This is a genomic window from Mesorhizobium sp. M0296 (assembly GCF_040321675.1).
Lineage (GTDB): Bacteria > Pseudomonadota > Alphaproteobacteria > Rhizobiales > Rhizobiaceae > Mesorhizobium.
The window spans coordinates 66869-86007 of the sequence record NZ_JAMYRZ010000031.1; the positions used below are offsets into that span (position 1 = coordinate 66869).

At 63.3% G+C, this 19139-nt stretch carries 19 protein-coding genes; 8 read left to right on the top strand and 11 right to left on the bottom strand.

Annotated features, from left to right (window positions below):
- The first annotated feature begins 144 nt into the window (after positions 1-144).
- The 4 genes from NKI97_RS25430 to NKI97_RS25445 are packed head-to-tail and all read left to right on the top strand — an operon-like array spanning position 145 to position 5121.
- Positions 145-1158, top strand: a complete 1014-nt coding sequence (locus NKI97_RS25430) for a carbohydrate ABC transporter permease (RefSeq protein ID WP_023680221.1) — start codon at positions 145-147, stop codon at positions 1156-1158.
- A gap of 1 nt (position 1159) precedes the next feature.
- Positions 1160-2314 carry a carbohydrate ABC transporter permease gene (locus tag NKI97_RS25435; RefSeq protein ID WP_352469838.1) on the top strand — a complete coding sequence of 385 codons (1155 nt, stop codon included), beginning with the start codon at positions 1160-1162 and terminating at the stop codon, positions 2312-2314.
- Positions 2315-2318: 4 nt separating this feature from the next.
- Positions 2319-3983: a beta-galactosidase BglA gene (gene bglA / locus NKI97_RS25440; RefSeq protein WP_352590886.1), complete on the top strand. Its 1665-nt coding sequence runs from the start codon at positions 2319-2321 to the stop codon at positions 3981-3983.
- Positions 3984-4008: 25 nt separating this feature from the next.
- Positions 4009-5121, top strand: a complete 1113-nt coding sequence (locus NKI97_RS25445) for an ABC transporter ATP-binding protein (RefSeq protein WP_023680224.1) — start codon at positions 4009-4011, stop codon at positions 5119-5121.
- A 207-nt stretch (positions 5122-5328) separates the two neighbouring features.
- Here the strand turns inward: NKI97_RS25445 and NKI97_RS25450 are convergent, their stop codons facing one another.
- The 10 genes from NKI97_RS25450 to NKI97_RS25495 all read right to left on the bottom strand — a co-directional run bounded on the left by NKI97_RS25450 (position 5329) and on the right by NKI97_RS25495 (position 13258).
- Positions 5329-5568: a DUF680 domain-containing protein gene (locus tag NKI97_RS25450; protein WP_023680225.1), complete on the bottom strand. Its 240-nt coding sequence runs from the start codon at positions 5566-5568 to the stop codon at positions 5329-5331.
- A gap of 66 nt (positions 5569-5634) precedes the next feature.
- Positions 5635-5841 (bottom strand): DUF680 domain-containing protein, encoded by a 207-nt coding sequence (locus NKI97_RS25455; RefSeq protein ID WP_352837193.1) that lies wholly within the window; start codon positions 5839-5841, stop codon positions 5635-5637.
- Between the two features lie 71 nt (positions 5842-5912).
- Positions 5913-6116: a DUF680 domain-containing protein gene (locus NKI97_RS25460; RefSeq protein ID WP_352837212.1), complete on the bottom strand. Its 204-nt coding sequence runs from the start codon at positions 6114-6116 to the stop codon at positions 5913-5915.
- A gap of 439 nt (positions 6117-6555) precedes the next feature.
- Complete coding sequence (locus NKI97_RS25465) at positions 6556-7302, bottom strand: FAD-binding oxidoreductase (RefSeq protein ID WP_352451602.1); 747 nt, start codon at positions 7300-7302, stop codon at positions 6556-6558.
- Positions 7299-7910: a molybdopterin-dependent oxidoreductase gene (locus NKI97_RS25470; protein ID WP_352451603.1), complete on the bottom strand. Its 612-nt coding sequence runs from the start codon at positions 7908-7910 to the stop codon at positions 7299-7301. Before NKI97_RS25470 ends, NKI97_RS25465 begins: the two co-directional genes overlap by 4 nt.
- Before the next feature lie 132 nt (positions 7911-8042).
- A complete protein-coding gene (locus NKI97_RS25475; protein WP_352451604.1) occupies positions 8043-9596 on the bottom strand; it encodes a DegQ family serine endoprotease in 1554 nt (517 codons plus the stop codon).
- A 370-nt stretch (positions 9597-9966) separates the two neighbouring features.
- The gene (locus NKI97_RS25480; RefSeq protein ID WP_352837196.1) at positions 9967-10692 is read right to left on the bottom strand and encodes an MBL fold metallo-hydrolase; all 726 of its coding nucleotides are present in this window, start codon (positions 10690-10692) and stop codon (positions 9967-9969) included.
- Between the two features lie 16 nt (positions 10693-10708).
- The gene (locus tag NKI97_RS25485) at positions 10709-11875 is read right to left on the bottom strand and encodes a diphosphate--fructose-6-phosphate 1-phosphotransferase (protein WP_352743866.1); all 1167 of its coding nucleotides are present in this window, start codon (positions 11873-11875) and stop codon (positions 10709-10711) included.
- Between the two features lie 79 nt (positions 11876-11954).
- Complete coding sequence (locus tag NKI97_RS25490; RefSeq protein ID WP_352837200.1) at positions 11955-12275, bottom strand: putative quinol monooxygenase; 321 nt, start codon at positions 12273-12275, stop codon at positions 11955-11957.
- Positions 12276-12493: 218 nt separating this feature from the next.
- Positions 12494-13258 (bottom strand): L,D-transpeptidase, encoded by a 765-nt coding sequence (locus NKI97_RS25495; RefSeq protein WP_352837203.1) that lies wholly within the window; start codon positions 13256-13258, stop codon positions 12494-12496.
- 188 nt (positions 13259-13446) lie between these two features.
- Between NKI97_RS25495 and NKI97_RS25500 the strand changes: the two genes are divergently transcribed.
- The 3 genes from NKI97_RS25500 to xylB all read left to right on the top strand — a co-directional run bounded on the left by NKI97_RS25500 (position 13447) and on the right by xylB (position 17051).
- Positions 13447-14070 (top strand): LysE family translocator, encoded by a 624-nt coding sequence (locus NKI97_RS25500; RefSeq protein ID WP_352451608.1) that lies wholly within the window; start codon positions 13447-13449, stop codon positions 14068-14070.
- A gap of 9 nt (positions 14071-14079) precedes the next feature.
- Positions 14080-15405, top strand: a complete 1326-nt coding sequence (locus NKI97_RS25505; RefSeq protein ID WP_352837206.1) for a tetratricopeptide repeat protein — start codon at positions 14080-14082, stop codon at positions 15403-15405.
- A 191-nt stretch (positions 15406-15596) separates the two neighbouring features.
- The gene (xylB, locus tag NKI97_RS25510) at positions 15597-17051 is read left to right on the top strand and encodes a xylulokinase (RefSeq protein ID WP_352837215.1); all 1455 of its coding nucleotides are present in this window, start codon (positions 15597-15599) and stop codon (positions 17049-17051) included.
- A 38-nt stretch (positions 17052-17089) separates the two neighbouring features.
- Here xylB and NKI97_RS25515 read toward each other — a convergent pair whose 3' ends face one another.
- Positions 17090-17452 carry a nuclear transport factor 2 family protein gene (locus NKI97_RS25515; protein ID WP_352451610.1) on the bottom strand — a complete coding sequence of 121 codons (363 nt, stop codon included), beginning with the start codon at positions 17450-17452 and terminating at the stop codon, positions 17090-17092.
- 111 nt (positions 17453-17563) lie between these two features.
- Between NKI97_RS25515 and xylA the strand changes: the two genes are divergently transcribed.
- Positions 17564-18889 carry a xylose isomerase gene (gene xylA, locus NKI97_RS25520; RefSeq protein ID WP_352451611.1) on the top strand — a complete coding sequence of 442 codons (1326 nt, stop codon included), beginning with the start codon at positions 17564-17566 and terminating at the stop codon, positions 18887-18889.
- Positions 18890-19139: the final 250 nt, after the last annotated feature.

Genomic DNA, 19139 nt, shown 5'->3' on the forward strand with positions numbered 1-19139 from the left:
GTCGTGAGTACAACGCATTCCGGCATGACGCGCGCCCAGTGACCTGCTTTCCGGCTGGTCGCGCTCCAGACAACTGAATCGGCGCATGATCCCGTCGCCAAAGCCATTCTCGACTGGCGGATCCGTGCGCAGGGGGAGGGACCCATGGCGGCTCAGATTTTTTCGGCGATATTCGTCATCATCATCGGCGTGGGCGGCTGCGTCGCCTATTTCTGGGGCGCCAACAAGGCACTCGACACGATCTTTCCAGCACGCGGCGTTTCCGGCAAGGCGGCGATCAACAATCTGCGCCGGCAGGGGGTGATCCGGCCCTGGCTGTTCGTCGGCCCGGCGATGATCATCCTCACCATCTACCTGATCTACCCGGTGGTGGAGACGCTGAGGCTGTCGTTCCTCGATCGCGGCGGCGCCCATTTCGTCGGCTTGGCCAACTATCAATGGGCGTTCGGCGACCGCGAGTTCCGCAACTCGATCCTCAACAACATCATCTGGCTGGCGGTGGTGCCGGCCGCCTGCACCTTCCTCGGGCTGATCATCGCCGTGCTCACCGACAAGATCTGGTGGGGCACCATCGCCAAGAGCCTGATCTTCCTGCCGCTCGCCATCTCCTTCGTCGGCGCGAGCGTCATCTGGAAATTCATCTACGAATATCGCGGCGACGGGCAGACGCAGATCGGTCTGCTCAACGCCATCATCCAGTATTTCGGCGGCCAGCCGCAGGTCTGGATCTCGCTGCCGTTCTGGAACAACTTCTTCCTGATGGTCATCCTGATCTGGATCCAGACCGGCTTTGCCATGGTCATCCTGTCGTCGGCCTTGCGCGGCATTCCGGAAGAGACGCTGGAAGCCGCCGTCATCGACGGCGCCAACCCTTTCCAGATCTTCTGGAAGATCATGGTGCCGCAGATCTGGGGCACCATCGCCGTGGTCTGGACCACCATCACCATCCTGGTGCTGAAGGTTTTCGACATCGTGCTGACCATGACCAACGGCCAGTGGAACAGCCAGGTGCTGGCCAATCTGATGTTCGACTGGATGTTCCGCGGCGGCGGCGATTTCGGCCGCGGCGCCACCATCGCCATCATCATCATGATAGCGGTCATTCCGATCATGGTCTGGAACATCCGCCAGGCGAACAAAGAGACGGAAGGGCATTGAGATGGCCGTGTCGACCGGAAAGTCCTTTGTCAGCCGTTTCGGCGTCCATATCGCCGTCTTCATCTTCGTTGCGATCTGGACGATCCCGACGCTCGGCATTCTGGTCTCGTCGCTGCGCGACAAGGATCAGATCATCGCTTCGGGCTGGTGGAACTCGTTCACCAGTTCCAGCCAGACGGAAGCCGGACGGCTGCCGCCCGCCTCGGCGCAGGTCGAGAAGGACGGCAAGTTCGTCCTGCAGGGCAATATCTTCGGCGACGGCCCGGCCCGCAACATCAGCGCCTTCGGCGTCAAGTCGGCCGCGCCGACGCAATATCCCGCCGGCACGACAGCCGATCTCGGCGACGGCGTGACCCTGCAGCTCAACGCCGACGGCAGTTTCGTCATGACCTCGCCGAAGGCTTTCGAAGGCGAACGCGGCCAGCGCGTCTATTACGCCTCGTCGGCGCCGCCGAAATTCACCACCGACAATTACGACACGGTGCTGTTTTCGGAAGGCATCGGCCGCTCCTTCATGAACTCGCTGACCGTCACCATTCCGGCGACCGTCATCCCGATCCTGATCGCCGCGTTCGCCGCTTACGCTTTGGCCTGGATGCGCTTTCCCGGCCGGGCCCTGCTCATCGCCGTCATCATCGGCCTCCTGGTCGTGCCGCTGCAAATGTCGCTGATCCCGCTGTTGAAGCTCTATAACGGCGTCGGCAGCTTCTTCGGCGTGCCGTCGAAGACCTATCTCGGCATCTGGCTGGCGCATACCGGCTTCGGCCTGCCTTTCGCCATCTATCTTCTGAGGAGCTATATCGCCGGCCTGCCACGCGAGATCATGGAGTCGGCGCGTATCGACGGCGCCAGCGATTTCGAAATCTTCGTCAAGATCGTGCTGCCATTGTCGTTCCCGGTGCTGGCCTCGTTCGCCATCTTCCAGTTTCTCTGGGTGTGGAACGATCTGCTAGTGGCGATGGTTTTCCTTGGTACCGAGGGCGACCAGATCGTGCTTACCGCCAAGCTCAATGCGTTGCTCGGCTCGCGCGGCGGCGACTGGGAGATCCTGACGACATCGGCCTTCGTCACCATCATCGTGCCGCTGATCGTGTTCTTCTCGCTGCAGCGCTATTTCGTCCGCGGGCTGCTTGCCGGCTCGGTGAAAGGAGGTTGAGATTATGCAATCCGCTTTGAAGGCCACCCCGAAGCCAGATCTCGCTATAGATCGCGACTGGTGGCGAGGTGCCGTGATCTACCAGATCTACCCGCGCAGCTATCAGGATTCGAACGGCGACGGCATCGGCGACCTCAGGGGCATGATCGGCCGGCTGGCCTACATCGCCTCGCTCGGTGTCGACGCCATCTGGATCTCGCCATTCTTCAAATCGCCGATGAAGGATTTTGGCTACGACGTGTCGGATTATTGCGATGTCGATCCGATGTTCGGCACGCTGGCCGACTTCGACGCGCTGACCGCAGAGGCGCATCGGCTTGGCCTCAAGGTGATGATCGACGAGGTGCTCTCGCACACCGCCGACATCCATCCCTGGTTCAAGGAGAGCCGGTCGAGCCGCAGCAATCCAAAAGCCGACTGGTATGTCTGGGCGGATGCCAAGCCGGACGGCACGCCACCCAACAACTGGCTGTCGATCTTCGGCGGCTCGGCCTGGCAGTGGGACACCAGCCGCCAGCAATATTACCTGCATAATTTCCTGGCCGAGCAGCCCGACCTCAATTTCCACAGCCGCGCGGTCCAGGACGCGCTGCTCGACGTCACCCGCTTCTGGCTGGAGCGCGGCGTCGACGGCTTCCGCCTCGATACCATCAATTTCTATTTCCACAGCCAAGGCCTGGAAGACAATCCGCCGCTGCCGCCCGAGCAGCGCAACGACCAGACGGCGCCGGCCGTCAACCCCTACAACTACCAGGACCATCTCTACGACAAGAGCCGGCCTGAAAACCTCGGCTTCCTCGAACGCTTCCGCGCCTTGCTCGACGAATACCCGGCGACGGCCGCGGTTGGCGAGGTCGGCGATTCGCAGCGTGGGCTGGAAGTGGTGGCGGCCTATACGGCCGGCGGCAAGCGCGTGCATATGTGTTACTCCTTCGACTTCCTGGCGCCGGAGAAGATCAGCGCGGCAAAGGTACGCTCGGTGCTGGAAACCTTCGGCAAGGTGGCCAGCGACGGCTGGTCGTGCTGGGCCTTCTCCAACCATGACGTGATGCGCCCTGCCTCGCGCTGGGCAGCCGGCGAGCCCGACCCGACCGCCTACCTCAAGGTCATCTCGGCGCTGCTGATGTCGTTGCGCGGCTCGGTCTGCATCTATCAGGGCGAGGAGCTCGGGCTCAGCGAGGCCGAGCTCAGCTTCGAGGATCTGCAGGACCCATACGGCATCCGCTTCTGGCCGGAATTCAAGGGACGCGACGGCTGCCGTACGCCGATGGTTTGGGACGGCGCTGCCCGCAATGGCGGCTTCTCGACGGCAAAGCCCTGGCTGCCGGTGCCCAGCAAGCACCTTGCGCAAGCCGTCAATGTGCAGCAAGGCGACGACGGCTCGCTGCTCGAGCACTACCGGCGCTTCCTGGCTTTCCGCCGCGCCCATCCGGCACTGGCCAAGGGTGATATCGAGTTCATCGAAAGCGAGGGCGACACTGTCGCCTTCACGCGCCGCGAAGGCAACGAGCAGATCGTCTGCGCCTTCAATCTCGGAGCAAAGCCTGCCGAGGTCGATCTTGGCGGCCGCTCATTGCAGCCCTTGCCGGGACACGGGTTTTCGGGACAGACTGGCGCCGGCACTATCCGCCTCGGCGGCTACGGCGCCTGGTTCGGGCGTATCGACTGAATTCAAGGAAGAACTGGAGGGTACCATGGCCGATGTCACGCTAAGGCAAGTGAGGAAATCATATGGCAATCTCAACATTCTGCACGGCGTCGACCTCGACATAAAGTCGGGCGAATTCATCGTCTTCGTCGGTCCCTCGGGTTGCGGCAAGTCGACCTTGCTGCGCTGCATCGCCGGGCTGGAGGAGATCACCTCGGGCGAGCTCAAGATCGACGGCGAGATCGTCAATGACGTGCCGCCGTCAAAGCGCGGCATCGCCATGGTGTTCCAGTCCTATGCGCTCTATCCGCACATGACCGTCTACGACAACATGGCCTTCTCGATGAAGATCGGCAAGGAAAGCAAGGCCGAGATCGACAAGCGGGTGCGCCAGGCGGCCGAGATCCTGCAGCTGACCAAATATCTCGACCGTCTGCCCAAGGCGATGTCGGGCGGCCAGCGCCAGCGCGTCGCCATCGGCCGCGCCATCGTGCGCAATCCCAAGGTCTTCCTGTTCGACGAGCCGCTGTCCAACCTCGACGCGGCGCTGCGCGTCGCCACCCGCATCGAGATCGCCAAGCTCAAGGAGTCGATGCCGGCCACAACGATGATCTACGTCACCCACGACCAGGTCGAGGCGATGACGCTGGCCGACCGCATCGTGGTGCTGAAGGAAGGCCATATCGAACAGGTCGGCACGCCGATGGAGCTCTACAAGCGGCCCGGCAATCTGTTCGTCGCCCAGTTCATCGGCTCGCCGGCGATGAACATCCTGCCGGCGACGATCGACAAGACCGGCAACCCGACGGTCGTCAGTCATGTCGGCGGCCGCAAGGCAACGGTGCCGATCGCAACGCCTGCGTCGGCGAAAGGCGCAGCGGTGAGCTTCGGGGTGCGGCCGGAGGATCTGATGATTGCCACCGGCGCCGACTATTTGTTCGAAGGGACGGTCGATTACGTCGAGCAGCTCGGCGAGGTCCAGCTCGTCTATGTCGACATCGGCCGCGCCGACCTGCCGCTGGTGACCAAGCTGCCGGGCAATGTCGAGGTCAAGCGCGGAGCGACGCTGCGGCTGACGGCGGACGCCGGCGACCTGCATATTTTCGATGCGGACGGGCGCTCTTTCGCGCTCCATGAAGCAGAAGCAAAGGCGGCTTGAAGCAGGCGTTCTTCCGCCATGCAAAAAAACAAGAGCGGCGGGCATGGCCCGCCGCTCTTGTCTGGAATTCCAGTTCGGCCGTTAGAGCGGTTCATCGTTTCACGGAACGCCGAACCGCTCTATCTCTTTGTTTTGACGCAATTCCCAAGGGAAAGCGCTACGCGCTTTTCCCGGGAAAACCGTTTCACACTTTTCCTGGAATTTGCTCTAGTTGTTGCCGAAGAGGTTGCGGTCGGCGCCCTGAGGCGCGGACTTGGGCACATCGCCAGACGAATTCAGCAGCTTGTAGATCGGCGAGTTGCTGTCACGTACCGAATACGTCTGCGTGTTGTCGACGTTGACGGTCGACTGCTTGTTGATGTCGGTCCCGCCAACATTGTCGTTGCGGGCATAAGCGCTGCCGGCGGCAATCAAGAGAGCGGCGGCAGTAAGAACAATCTTTTTCATTTGGGTACTCCTGGATTTTCGAATCAAGCGGCGGGCATGCCGCCGCCTTGATGGTGGGATCGGCTGTTAGCTGTTGCCGAAGAGGTTACGGTCGGCGCCCTGGACAACCGGCTGCTTTTCAGCCTGGTCCGACGTCTTGACGGAAGCCGTGTAGGAGCTGTCGACCGAGACGGCAGGCCGGTTGGCTCCGTTGGAACCAAAGTTGTCGCTGCCGGCGAAGGCGCTGCCGGTGATGGCCAAAACGGCGGCGGCAGCAAGAACGATCTTTTTCATCTTAATACTCCTGAATTTTTCAGATCCCCGGACGGCGGATATGCCCGCCGCCCTGATGCTGGGATCGGCTGTTAATTGTTGCCGAAGAGGTTACGGTCGGCGCCCTGGACAGGCTGCTGGTCAGCATGAGCCGGCTTCTGAATGGAAGCCGTATACGAGCTGTCGACCGCAGCGGCAGGCTGGTTCGCACCCTTGGAACCAAAGTTGTCGCTGCCAGCGAAGGCGCTGCCGGTGATGGCCAAAACGGCGACGGCGGCAAGAGCGATCTTTTTCATTTTAGTACTCCAGTATCTCAGTTTTTCCGTCCGTCCAACGGCGTGTCTTGGGAGGAATTCGCGTCGTTCGGACAGCCCCGATGTGGGAAAGGCGATGGCCAGTTTCCAATCACGAAGTTGTTTGGTGTGGACCAAGAATCTACACCTTGAAATTGTGCCAGAGATTCCCTTCGCCACAATTTTATTGCTACATATCAAGTAGATAGCCCATAGTATCGGTCTGGCTGCAAGGTGACCTGGGGAGGCAGCGTTCACAGCGTCCTGCACGCATTGTCAACAGAAACGAACCGTTCGGTTCGATTTTTTAAACCGATAAAAGTCGCGGCCGAGGTTCTTTGTCGAATCGTTAACCATTTCGGCCGAATGCGGCCTCACCGTTCTGCCGGTTTTCGGCCCGCTTATGCCGGCCGGCGAAGGCAGCAACCGCGCAAGAACCAGGTCAGACCCCGTAGCGTTCGGTGCGGATGAGAGCCGCGGGAACGCCGGCATCGATCAGCGCCTCGGCGGCGGCCGTCACGAACGCGTTCGAGCCGCAGACAAAGGCGAGCTTCGGCGGCGCCGGCAGCCTGGTCATGGCTTGCACCATCATCGCGGCGTCGACCCGCCGCGCATAATCCGACGATCGGCGGGCCGGCTCGCGCGTCAGCGTCAGCACCAGGTCGAAGCCATCCCGGCGCTCGGCGAGGTCGATCAGCTCGTCGCGAAAGATCACCTCGTCCCAGACCCGCGCCGAAAACACCAAGGCGGCGGCGACCAGCGATCCCCGCATCGCCCGGTGACGGAGCATCGACATCAGCGGCACCACGCCCGACCCACCGCCGACGAGCAGGAGCGGTCCGCCATCGCCGTCGGACCAGACGAAATGGCCGCCGAGCGGCCCGCGCAATTCGACCTCGTCGCCCACCGCCGCGATCTCGTGAAAGAACGGCGAGACCTCGCCGTCCTCGAGTTTTTCAATCGCCAGCTCGATGGTCTCGCCGGTCTCCGGCGCCGAGGCGATGGAGTAGGAGCGGCGCGCCTGATAGCCGTCCGGCGCCGTCAATCTGACATCGACATGCTGTCCGGCCCGGTAAGCGAAGGGCCGCGACGGCTGCAGGAAAAAGCTGGTGACGCGCGGCGTACGCTTTTGGATGCGGGTGATGGTGACCGTCTGCCAGGGCGACTGCGCCGCCGGTGCGTCGCTCATGGATCGTTCGTGTAGCGCTGCTCGCGCCACGGATCGCCATAGATATGATAGCCTCGCAACTCCCAGAAACCCGGCTCGTCACGCTCGGTGAACTGCAGCCCGTTCAGCCATTTGGCCGATTTCCAGAAATAGAGATGCGGAACGAGCAGCCGGGCCGGGCCGCCATGGTCAGACGTGATCGGCTTGCCTTCATAAAGCAGCGCCACCATCGCCTTGCCGCCGGTGAGATCCTTCGTCGGCACGTTGGTGGAATAGCCGTCGAAACCCAGCGCCAGCGTGAAGGCGGTGGGCGGCTCGATGCCGGCGTCGGCAAGGATGTCGTCGACGAGCACGCCCTGCCACGCCGTGTCGAACTTGGTCCATGCGGTGACGCAATGGATGTCGCGCGTCATCTTGGTCAAGGGCAGCGCGTTGAACTCGGCCCAGTTCCACTTCTTGATCGGCCGCGGCCCGTGCTTAAGCGTGAACGACCAATCCTCGGTGCGGACATGCGGCGTCGGGCCGGCCGACAGGACCGGGAAACCTTGCTCGAGATATTGCCCCGGCGGGATACGTGCATCCGTATCCGTCGGCGGCTTTCGTCCGGAAGAGAAGCCTCGGGTAACCATCGAGAATATCGTTTGCGCAAGGTCCAACCGACCTTTGTCAGTTTTCTCGAAGACGCGAGCCCGGGCAACCGAAATCTTGGCTCCGGCCTGGCGGCAATGCTCTACATCGATCATGGCAGCGCGGCGCCCGCTTCAGCCACTGGCGAAGGGGACGGCGACGAACATCTGGGCGTCGCCGCGCTCGACAAGCAGCAGCACCGATTTCTTGCCGGATTTGGCAGCCTGCACAATCGCCTGGTTAGCCTGTCTGGCGCTCCTCACCGGAGTCTGGTCGACGCCGACGATGATGTCGCCGGGCTGGATGCCGGAAGCCGACGCCGCCTTGTTCGGGTCGACGCGCTCGACCAGTGCGCCGTGCTGGTTTTCTGGCAGGTTCATTGCCTGGCGCACATCAGGAGTGACGTCCATCAGGCCGAGACCGAGCGCCGGTGCGCGAAGGCCCTGCCCCGTCGACGGCTGACCTGAATCGCCGGTCACCGATCCCGTCGCCGTGTCGTCTTCGTTGCGCCCGATCTCGACGGAGATCTGCAGGCTTTTCCCCTTGCGCCAGACATTGAGGGCTTCCCTCGTGCCAGGCGCAACGTCAGCGACGGCGCGCGACAGATCCCTCGGATCCTTTATGTCCTGGCCGGCGAAGCTGGTAATGACATCGCCGGTCTCGATGCCGGCCTTGGCGGCCGGCGATCCGTCGCTGACCTGCGCGACCAGCACGCCGGTAGGGTGATCGAGGCCGATGGCGCTCGCCACATCAGGCGTCACCGGCTGGATCTGGACGCCGAGATAGCCGTACTGGATGGAGCCGCCCTTCATCAGCTTGGCGACGACCTTTTGCGCCTGGTCCGAGGGGATGGCGAAGCCGACGCCGACGCTGCCGCCATTCGGCGAAAAGATCGCGGTGTTGATGCCGACGACATCGCCGTACACATCCGTCAGCGGGCCGCCGGAATTGCCCCGGTTGATCGGTGCGTCGATCTGGATGAAGTCGTCAAACGGGCCGCTGTGCAGATCGCGGCCGCGCGCCGAGACAATGCCGGCGGTGACCGTGGTGCCAAGGCCGAAAGGATTGCCGAAGGCGAGCACCTGGTCGCCCGGCATGAGCTTGTCCGAATCGCCCCATTTGACGGTCGGCAAGGGCTTGCCGGCGTTGACCTTGAGCACGGCAAGGTCGTTCTTCGTGTCATGGCCGATCAATTTGGCGGGAAGCTCGGTGCCGTCGTCGAGCATCACCTTGACCGACTGGGCGCCGTCGACGACGTGATTGTTGGTGACGATCATGCCGTCGGCACCGACGATGAAGCCTGAGCCGAGGGCCTCGGTGCGCGGCGCCTGTTCCGGCGGTGTCTTGGGGGCGGGCAGTCCCTGGTCACCGAAGAAACGGCGGAAATAGTCGTCGAAAGGCGAGTTGCCACCGAACTCGTTGCCACCGAATGGGGAGGCCTCGCTCGTGGTGTCCGACTGCGCCGATTTCATGAGGGTGGTGATCGTCACCACTGCCGGTTTGTCGGCCGCCACGACCGGAGCGAACGAGCCGCGGGGCGCCGTCATGCCGGTGACAGGTGGGGTCACTGTTGCCGCCAGGACATCATTCAGCCTGGGAGCGAAGGACAGGGCGAAGGGGCTGACGATCAGCGCGGCGCCCAGCAAAGCGGCGACGCGATGTCTGCGAAGGGTCTGGATTGGTGACATGGCCGTTGTCCGGGCGAGAGATTGGTCTTGCGCCGCGACGTTCCGTCACCGGAACAATTCATCGGCGCGTCGGTCGTCGGCCTTGCCTGTCTCGCCTGTCACGGCAGCCGACCGGATCGACAGCCCCGCATCTAGGGCGCCGATTATGGTTTCCAGATAATATTACGAAGATTTAATTTCCAGCCGGCAACCGCCTCGCGGCGTTGCCGCCGAAACCCGAAAATACAAAACCCGCCTCGGGAGGGGCGGGTCGGTTGGGGCGAATCAGCACCATACCGATATTAGTAGCATAGCTGCCGGCACAAAGCAAGAACAAAATAGCTGCGCAAGACAAATCGCTTCAGATTTGCGCCGCCTCAGCCGAGGCCTCCTATTCGCCTTTCCGGTCCGTCCGGCTGAGATAGGTGGTGGCGATCTCGCGCATCCGCCTGCCATCGAAGCTCGGTCCATGGCCGCCATGGCCGATCCGGATCGGCAGCTCGAGCAGGCGCTGCATCGTGCGGCGATAGGCGGCACGATCCGAATCCGGCAGGTCGTCGATCAGCATGGCGTCGTAGATGGCGTCGCCGGCGAAGAACAGGCCGTCAGCCTCGTCGAACAGCGCGATCGAATCCGGAGAGTGGCCGGGCAGATGCAGGACGCGGAATTGGCGGTCGCCGAGGTCGATCCTATCGCCCTCGTCCAGGGTCCGGGCCAGCGGCGCCGGCGCAATCCTGTAATCGGCCGCCTTCCAGCCTTTTGCCGGCAGCCTGGAGACGGCGCCTTCCAGATCATGGAACATGTAGGCGTAGGTCACCGCTTCATCCATGCTGTCGAACTGTGCGGCGCTGTGGCGCGGCCCTGCCCGCAACGGAAACTCGTGCAGCGAGCCGACATGATCGAGATGGATATGCGTGGCGACGACGAGCAGCGGCTTGCCGGACGGCGTGTCGATCTGCGGCGCCAGCGGGCAGATCCCCATGCCGGTGTCGACCAGCAGGTCGACATCGCGGCCGCGCAGATGCCAGATGTTGGCGCGCACGAATTCGTGCACGAAGGGCTCGGTCAGCATCGTCGTCTTGGCGTCGACGATTGTTTTGCTGAACCAGCTGTCCATCAGATCAAGGCCGGCATCAGACGAACGGCTTGCCGACCTTGTACTTTTGCGGGACCAGCCGCTTCAGATAGGCCATCCCCGCACCGGACAGCCGGTTGACATCCGGCAGCATGAAATCATCCGGCATATGGCGCGTCTTGCCGGCGACGTTCTTCAGCGGCACCTTCTTCAGCAGCGTTTTCTTGCCGTCATATTGCAGCGCCACCGAACCGCCCCCCTCGTCGGCCACCGTGACCGCGAAGGCACCGGCATCGAAGGCCTCCTGCGCGTCCACCGCGCTGATGGCGCCGACATAGCCGCGCGGCATATAGCCGAGCGCATCGACGCGCGCCCGCTTGCCCGGCAATCCTTCGGCGAGCGCGCGCTCCAAGGCTGCCGGCAGGTCGCTGCCCGACAGCTTGACGTTGCCATGCTGGTCGCGCTCCAGCCTTTCCGGCGGCACCAGGCTTTCGACCAGCGCTTTGCCGTCGGCGGTGCTGACGCCTTCGGAGACGGCAACGATGCAGCGCTTGTGGCGGTCGAGCGTTGCACGAACGTCGTCGATGAAGCCCGCCGCGGAGAACGGCCGCTCCGGCACGTAGACGAGATGCGGGCCGCTGTCCTGATCGAGCTGCCAGGCCGCGGACGCGGCCGTCAGGAAGCCGGCATGCCGCCCCATGACGATGCCGACATAAATGCCCGGCAAAGCGCGGAAATCGAGATCGACCGAAAGAAACGCGCCGGCGACGAACTCGGCCGCCGACATGAAGCCGGGCGTGTGATCGTTCTCCTCGAGATCGTTGTCGATGGTTTTCGGCGCGTGGACGAAGGCGATCTTGCCGCCGGCGGCGTCGGTGAGGATCTGCTGCGTGCCCGAGGTGTCGTTGCCGCCGATATAGATGAAGGCATCGGCGCCGGCTTTCTTCAAGCCGTTGAGGATGAGGTCGCAATAGGCGGCATCCGGCTTGTCGCGCGTCGAACCAAGCGCGGCGCTCGGTGTCGCCGCGATCAGCCGCAGGCGGTCCTCGGGGATGGCGGAAAGATCGACGTAATTGCCGTCACGAATGCCGCGCACGCCGTGGATGGAACCAAGGACCTTGGCTCCGGGATGCCGCTTGCGGATTTCGAGCGCAGCACCCACCACGGTCTGGTTGATGACGGCGGTCGGGCCGCCGCCTTGCGCGATGACAAAAGTTCCGGCCATTGTTCACGTCTCCCGGGCGGTGAAAATCGCAGGCACATTCGCCTGTCTTGCGGCATCGCGCAACGGCAGAGGCAGTGGGTCAGTTTGAAATCGAGCCACTCTTCGCTTGCAGCGCGATAGGATCCGTTTCGACGAGCCGAAGTGACCTGACCATACTCGCCGTCTGCGCCTTGTATTTGAGAAAGTGCGGCGTGGTCAGGTGGGCCTCATAGGCCGCCTGATCGGCGTAGCATTCGATCACGCGCACCTTTTCAGGCGTGCCTTTTACTGCCACCGCATGAAGGAAAAGCACGCCCGGCTCGACGCGTACAGAAGCCTCAATCTCTTCAGCAAGCAGGGCCCTGTAGCTGCCGATCTGCTTAGGATCGATTTCCAGTTCGGCTATCCTGACAATCGGCATCAATTGCTTTCTTGCTTCTTGCAGGGACCACGCATGGTCGGCTTCTCCGCTTCGCTCGCCTCGATCAGCGCAACGATGTCGCGATCTCCCAAAACTTGTCAGTCACGCGAGCGGACATGGCCGGGCAAGGCGAAGCGTCGCATGAATTCGCACAAAATTGTAGTACATGGGTGTGCAGCGCTAGCCGGCAGAGTAATCGCTCGAGCCTTGGCCGCCGGTCAGACGACGACGACCGGATTCTTCTTGGAGACGCGGCTGTAGAGATCGATGATGTCCTGGTTGATCAGGCGCACGCAGCCCGACGACATCGCCTGGCCGATGCTCCACCATTCGGGCGAGCCGTGGATGCGATAGCCGGTGTCGCTGCCGTTCTGATAGATGTAGAGGGCACGCGCGCCGAGCGGATTGTCGAGGCCGCCCGGCTGTCCGCTTTGCCATTTCACCAGTTCCGGCCTGCGGGTGATCATCTCGGGCGGCGGGGTCCAGACCGGCCATTCCTTGCCGTACTGGATGTTGGCGCGGCCGGACCAGCGAAACCCGTCCTTGCCGATGCCGACGCCGTAGCGGATCGCATCGCCGCTGGGCTGCACCAGATAGAGCAGCCGTTCCTGCGAGTGAACGACGATGGTGCCGGGTTGCTCGCCGGTCGGATCGACGACGATCTGGCGGCGGAACTCCGGCTTGACCTTGAGATAGGGCACTTCCGGCACATTGAAGCCACCGTCGGTGAGCGAAGCGTACATCACGTCGGGGCTGGTAATGTTCTTGTCGACGCTGATACTCGGACGGATGGGCCGGATCGAGCCGGTGGTGACGTCGTCGAGCTGGAGCGACGGCAGATCCAGCGTCTGGCTGCAGCCGGCGACGCCGAGCAGCGCCAGCGCACCGGCGCCGGACAGCACCGTGCGACGGGAAAGCTGTATTTCGGTTTCGATTGCGTCGCCGTTGTGCGGCAGCCACAGACCTTGCGGCAACTCACGCATTTACCCAAACCCTACGCTGTCGACGGGAAACACGGTCCGGCCGAATAGCAGGCATTTTCGCCAATCATGGTTGAAAAAGCGTGAAGGCTGGCCGCCTGGCATTAACGAGGGGCTTTTTCGATTTTTGCCTCTTTACATCTGCGCGGGACCAAGGATTTATCCTCTTCTTTGAGCTCAAGGAGAAGAAAATGTCCTTCGAAAACTGGGCCGCTTTTGCCGCTGCCTCGGCAGTCCTTCTGGTCATTCCAGGTCCGACCATCCTGCTGGTGGTGTCCTATGCGCTCGGCCAGGGCTGGCGCACCGCGCTGCCGATGGCAGTCGGCGTGGCGCTCGGCGACTTCACCGCGATGACATTGTCGATGCTGGGCATCGGCGCGCTGCTGGCGGCGTCGGCCACCGTGTTTACCGTGCTGAAGGTGATCGGCGCCGGCTATCTGATCTATCTCGGCATCAAGCTGTTTCGCGCCGGCGGCGCGCTCCGGGCCGAACCGCGCACCGATGCGGTGTCGTCGGCGAAAATGATGGCGCATGCCTGGCTGGTTACCGCGCTCAATCCGAAAAGCATCACCTTTTTTGTCGCCTTCCTGCCACAGTTCCTCGACCGGCATGCGGATTTCTGGACACAGATGCTGATCTTCGAGACGACCTTCCTGGCGCTCGCCTTCGCCAATGCCTTCGGTTATGCGCTGATCGCGGCAAGGGCGCGCAACGTCGTGCGCAACCCAAAGGCGATCCGCATCTTCAACCGCACCGGCGGCACGCTGCTGGTCAGCGCCGGGATAGCGACAGTGGCGATGCGCTCGGGCAACTGAGGACAGACCATGGCGGTGAGCGATGCATTCGGCCTGACACTGTCTGGCGCGACGGAGGCCGGGTTCTCGTCCTACAGCCGGGCTGTGCGCGAATTGCAGTGCTTCATCGGCGATCCGGTCGGTTCCGTTGACCGGGCAATCGCCGAAGATCCCGGCTTCGTCATGGCGCATGTGTTCAAGGGTTATCTCTTTGGCCTTGCCACAGAGCGCGAAGCGACGGCGGTGGCCAAGGCATGTCACGAGGCAGCGCTGCCACTTGCCGCGACGACGCGCGAGCAGGCGCATGTCGCCGCCCTTGGCCACCTTGCAGAGGGACGCTGGCACGAAGCCGCCCGCGTGCTGGAGGATATCGCCATCGAGTTTCCGCTCGATGCGCTGGCGCTGCAGACCGGCCACCAAATCGACTTCTTCACCGGCAATGCGCGCATGCTGCGCGACCGCATCGGCCGCGCGCTGCCGTCCTGGCAGAGCGGCATGCCGGGCTATCACGCCATACTCGGGATGCAGGCCTTTGGCCTGGAGGAAATGGGCGACTACGCGCGCGCCGAAAAACTTGGCCGCACGGCGGTGGATCTCGAGCCGCGCGACGGCTGGGCCCAGCATGCGGTGGCCCATGTCATGGAGATGCAGAGCCGGCAGAAGGACGGCATTCTGTGGATGCGCGCCAATCCCGAAGCGTGGACGCGGGAAAGCTTCCTGCAGGTGCATAATTGGTGGCATCTGGCGCTGTTCCATTATGATCTCGGCGAGACCGACGAGGTGCTGGCGCTCTACGACGGGCCGATCTATGGCGAGCGCTCGACGCTGGCGCTCAACATGGTCGATGCCTCGGCGATCCTGTGGCGGCTGCATCTCGGCGGCGTCGACGTCGGCGAGCGCTGGACGGCACTCGCCGCCAACTGGTTGCCCAAGGCCAACGCCGGCCATTATGCCTTCAACGACGCCCACGCGATGATGGCGTTTGTCGGTGCCGGCCTCGAAGCGCCCGCCCGCAACTTGCTCGAGGCGCAGCGCGAGGCGATGCGCGGCAAGGACGACAACGCTGCTTTCACCAGGGATGTCGGCCATCCCCTGACGCTCGCCATCAAGGCATTCGGCGAGGGCAATTATGCCGGGACGATACGCCTGATCCGGCCGATCCGGGCAATCGCCCATCGCTTCGGCGGCAGCCACGCCCAACGCGACGTCATCGACCTGACGCTGATCGAAGCGGCATTGCGTTCCGGTGATGGCGCGCTGGCGAGGGCGCTTGCGGCGGAACGCGCGCTGGCACGGCCGGACAGCCCGTTGTCGGCACTGTTTTCACGGCGTGCAACCGCTCTCGCGGCGAATTGACCAAGGCCACATCTTGCCTTAAAAACTGCCCCGACCAGATTTTTTCGAGCGCCGAAAAAATCTTCGCGTGTTGACCGGGGTGCGTTTCCGGCGGCACGATTGCCGGGATATCTTCGCCGCCCGTGTCACAGGACTGGGCGGGGAAGCAAGAAAGACCGTCGCCGCCAGGCATGACGGACATGGGAGGAAACATGTATCTCGGCCTCGATCTCGGCACCTCGGGCGTCAAGGCGCTGCTGATCGATGCAAGGCAGAGCATCGTCGGTTCCGGCCATGCGCCGCTCGACGTGTCGCGCCCGCATCCCGGCTGGTCCGAGCAGAACCCGGCCGACTGGATGCGCGCCTGCGAAGCGGCGGTCGGCGAGCTGCGGTCCATACATGCGAAGGAACTCGCGGCGGTCAAAGGCATCGGCCTTTCCGGCCATATGCATGGCGCCACTCTGCTCGATGCCGCCGACCAGGTGCTGCGCCCCTGCATTCTATGGAACGACACACGCAGCCACGCCGAGGCGGCTGCACTCGACGCCGACCCGCGCTTTCGCAAGCTGACCGGCAACATCGTCTTTCCCGGTTTCACCGCGCCAAAGCTGGCCTGGGCCAAGAACAACGAACCGGATGTTTTTGCCAGGGTGGCAAAGGTCCTGCTACCGAAGGACTTTTTGCGGCTCTGGCTCGCCGGCGAGCACATTTCGGAAATGTCGGATTCGGCTGGCACGTCGTGGCTTGATGTCGGCAGACGCGCCTGGTCCGCCGAACTGCTTGCCGTCACGTCGCTCGACGAAAGGCAGATGCCGTCGTTGGTCGAAGGCACGGCAAAGGCCGGTGCCTTGCGCGCCGAACTGGCTGCGAAATGGGGCATGCCATCAGGCATTCCGATCGCCGGCGGTGCCGGCGACAATGCGGCTTCGGCCTGCGGCATGGGCACGGTCGGCGCCGGGCAGGCGTTCGTCTCGCTCGGCACGTCGGGCGTGCTTTTCGCCGCCAACGCGTCGTATCTGCCCAATCCGGAAAGCGCGGTGCATACCTTCTGCCACGCACTGCCCGGCACCTGGCACCAGATGGGCGTCATCCTGTCGGCAACCGATTCGCTCAACTGGCTGTCGGGGATCGCTGGAAAAAGTGCTGGCGAGTTGACCGCCGAACTCGGCGATTCGCTGCAAGCGCCGAGCGGTGTCTCCTTCCTGCCGTACCTGTCAGGCGAGCGGACGCCTCACAATGATTCCGTCATTCGGGGCGCCTTTACCGGGCTTGCCCACGAGTCCGGCCGCGCGGCGCTGACTCAGGCCGTGCTCGAAGGCGTCGCCTTCGCTTTCCGCGACAGCCTCGAAGCCCTGGCCAAAGCCGGCACGACGCTGACCCGGGTGACGGCGATCGGCGGCGGCTCGCGTTCGCGCTACTGGCTGAAGGCCATCGCCACAGCGCTTGGCCTGCCAGTCGATATCCCAGCCGACGGCGATTTCGGCGCCGCCTTCGGAGCGGCCCGGCTTGGCCTGATCGCGGCGACAGGCGCCGATCCGCGCGCCGTGTGCACGGCGCCGGCGACCGACGCCACGGTCGAGCCGGTCGCCGCCCTCGGCGGTGCCTATGCAGATGCCTATCAGCGCTACCGCCAGCTTTACCCGGCGATCAGGAGCGCCACGGCGTGAGCGGTTTCCCGCCCTCGCCGTGGCCTGCCGAGAAGGCCTCACTGTGCCGGCACCTTGTCGAGAAAGCCGGTGACGCTTTTCAGCCGGCCATTTTCGATGACGCCGATATCGGTGCCTTCGATGACGGATTCGGTGCCGTCCGGCCCGAGGTTCCAGGAGAAGCGGATGGTATCGGCGAAGCCGTCCGGCTTGCCTTTCAGCGAGAACCTGAAGCCGGCAAAGCGCTGCTGCACGCCGTCGATCAGCGCCGCGATGCCGTCATGGCCGTCGCCCCGCATGATCGGATCGCGATAGCCGACGTCCTCGGTAAAGGTCGCCTCGAGCAAGGCTTTTCTGCGCGCGGCGTCGCTCTCGTTCCAGGCGGCGATGTAGTTTTCGGCAATGGTGTTGAGGTCGGTCATGGTCTGTCTCCTTCGTTGGGTGGCTTTGACATGAGCCTTTTCGACCAGCGTCAGCGCGAAACCAATTACGCCTGAGGTAATCAGGCCGAACCATGCGAGAGGAAAAAAGACATGAGCAGCGGTTTTTTCGGCGACATCCAACAGATCAAATACGAGGGACCGGATTCGACCAATCCGCTGGCCTATCGGTTCTACAATCCCGACGAGATCGTCGCCGGCAAGCGGCTGGAAGACCATCTGCGCTTTGCCGTCGCCTATTGGCATTCCTTCGCCTGGCCGGGCGGCGATCCGTTCGGCGGTCAGACGTTCGACCGGCCATGGTTTCCGAAGGCCGGCAGCACCGACACCATGGAGCTGGCCAAGCTCAAGGCCGACGTCGCCTTCGAGATGTTTTCGCTGCTGGGTGCGCCTTATTTCTGCTTCCACGATGCCGACGTGCGGCCGGAGGGCCGGGACTTTTCCGAAAGTGCGGCGCGGCTCGACGAGATCGCCGATTATTTCTCGGGAAAGATGAAGCAGACCGGCGTCAAGCTGCTGTGGGGCACGGCCAACCTGTTCTCCAACCGCCGCTTCATGTCGGGCGCCGCCACCAATCCCGATCCGGACGTCTTTGCCTATTCGGCGGCGACGGTGAAACACTGCATCGACGTCACCAAGCGTCTGAACGGCGAGAACTACGTGCTGTGGGGCGGCCGCGAGGGCTATGAGACGCTGCTCAACACCGACCTTGCCCGCGAGCAGGAACAGGCCGGCCGTTTCCTCAATCTGGTCGTCGATTACAAGCACAGGATCGGCTTCGAAGGCACCATCCTGATCGAGCCGAAGCCGCAGGAGCCGACCAAGCACCAGTATGATTACGACGTCGCCACCGTCTATGGCTTCCTCAAGCGTTTCGGACTGGAGAACGAGGTCAAGCTCAACATCGAGCAGGGCCACGCCATCCTGGCCGGCCATTCGTTCGAACATGAACTGGCGCTGGCCAATGCGCTCGGCATTTTCGGCTCGATCGACATGAACCGCAACGACTACCAGTCGGGCTGGGACACCGACCAGTTCCCCAACAATGTGCCGGAGATGGCTCTGGCCTACTATCAGGTGCTGCAGGCCGGCGGCTTCAAGACCGGCGGCACCAATTTCGACGCCAAGCTCAGGCGCCAGTCGCTCGATCCGCAGGACCTGCTGATCGGCCATATCGGGGGCATGGACTGCTGCGCTCGCGGCCTGAAGGCGGCAGCGCGCATGGTCGAGGACAAGGCGCTGTCCGCCCCGCTCGCCGAGCGCTATGCCGGCTGGGATTCGGCCGAGGCCAAGGCGATGCTTGCCGGCAAGCGCACGCTGGAGGAAATCGCCGAGCGCGTCGTCAAAGAGAAGATCGAGCCGCAGCCCAGATCCGGCCGCCAGGAATTGCTCGAAAACATCGTCAACCGGTACGTCTGAGGCGTACCCGGTTCGCGGCCGCATTGTTCAGCGGCCGCCGGCTAAGACGGCTTTCTGCGGGGCTGAACCGACGAAGGTTTTGCCCCGTGTGAAACTCGCGTGGCCTGTTCGCTGACCGGGTCTGGCGCGCCTTAGAGCGGTTCCTGATTTGACGGAATCGAAGGGGATTCCGGATCAGTCGGTTTTGTGATTCAAGATGCTGGCTGGAGTGGAGGCCAGCATCGGATGACGCGACCTCTTTCGGATGATC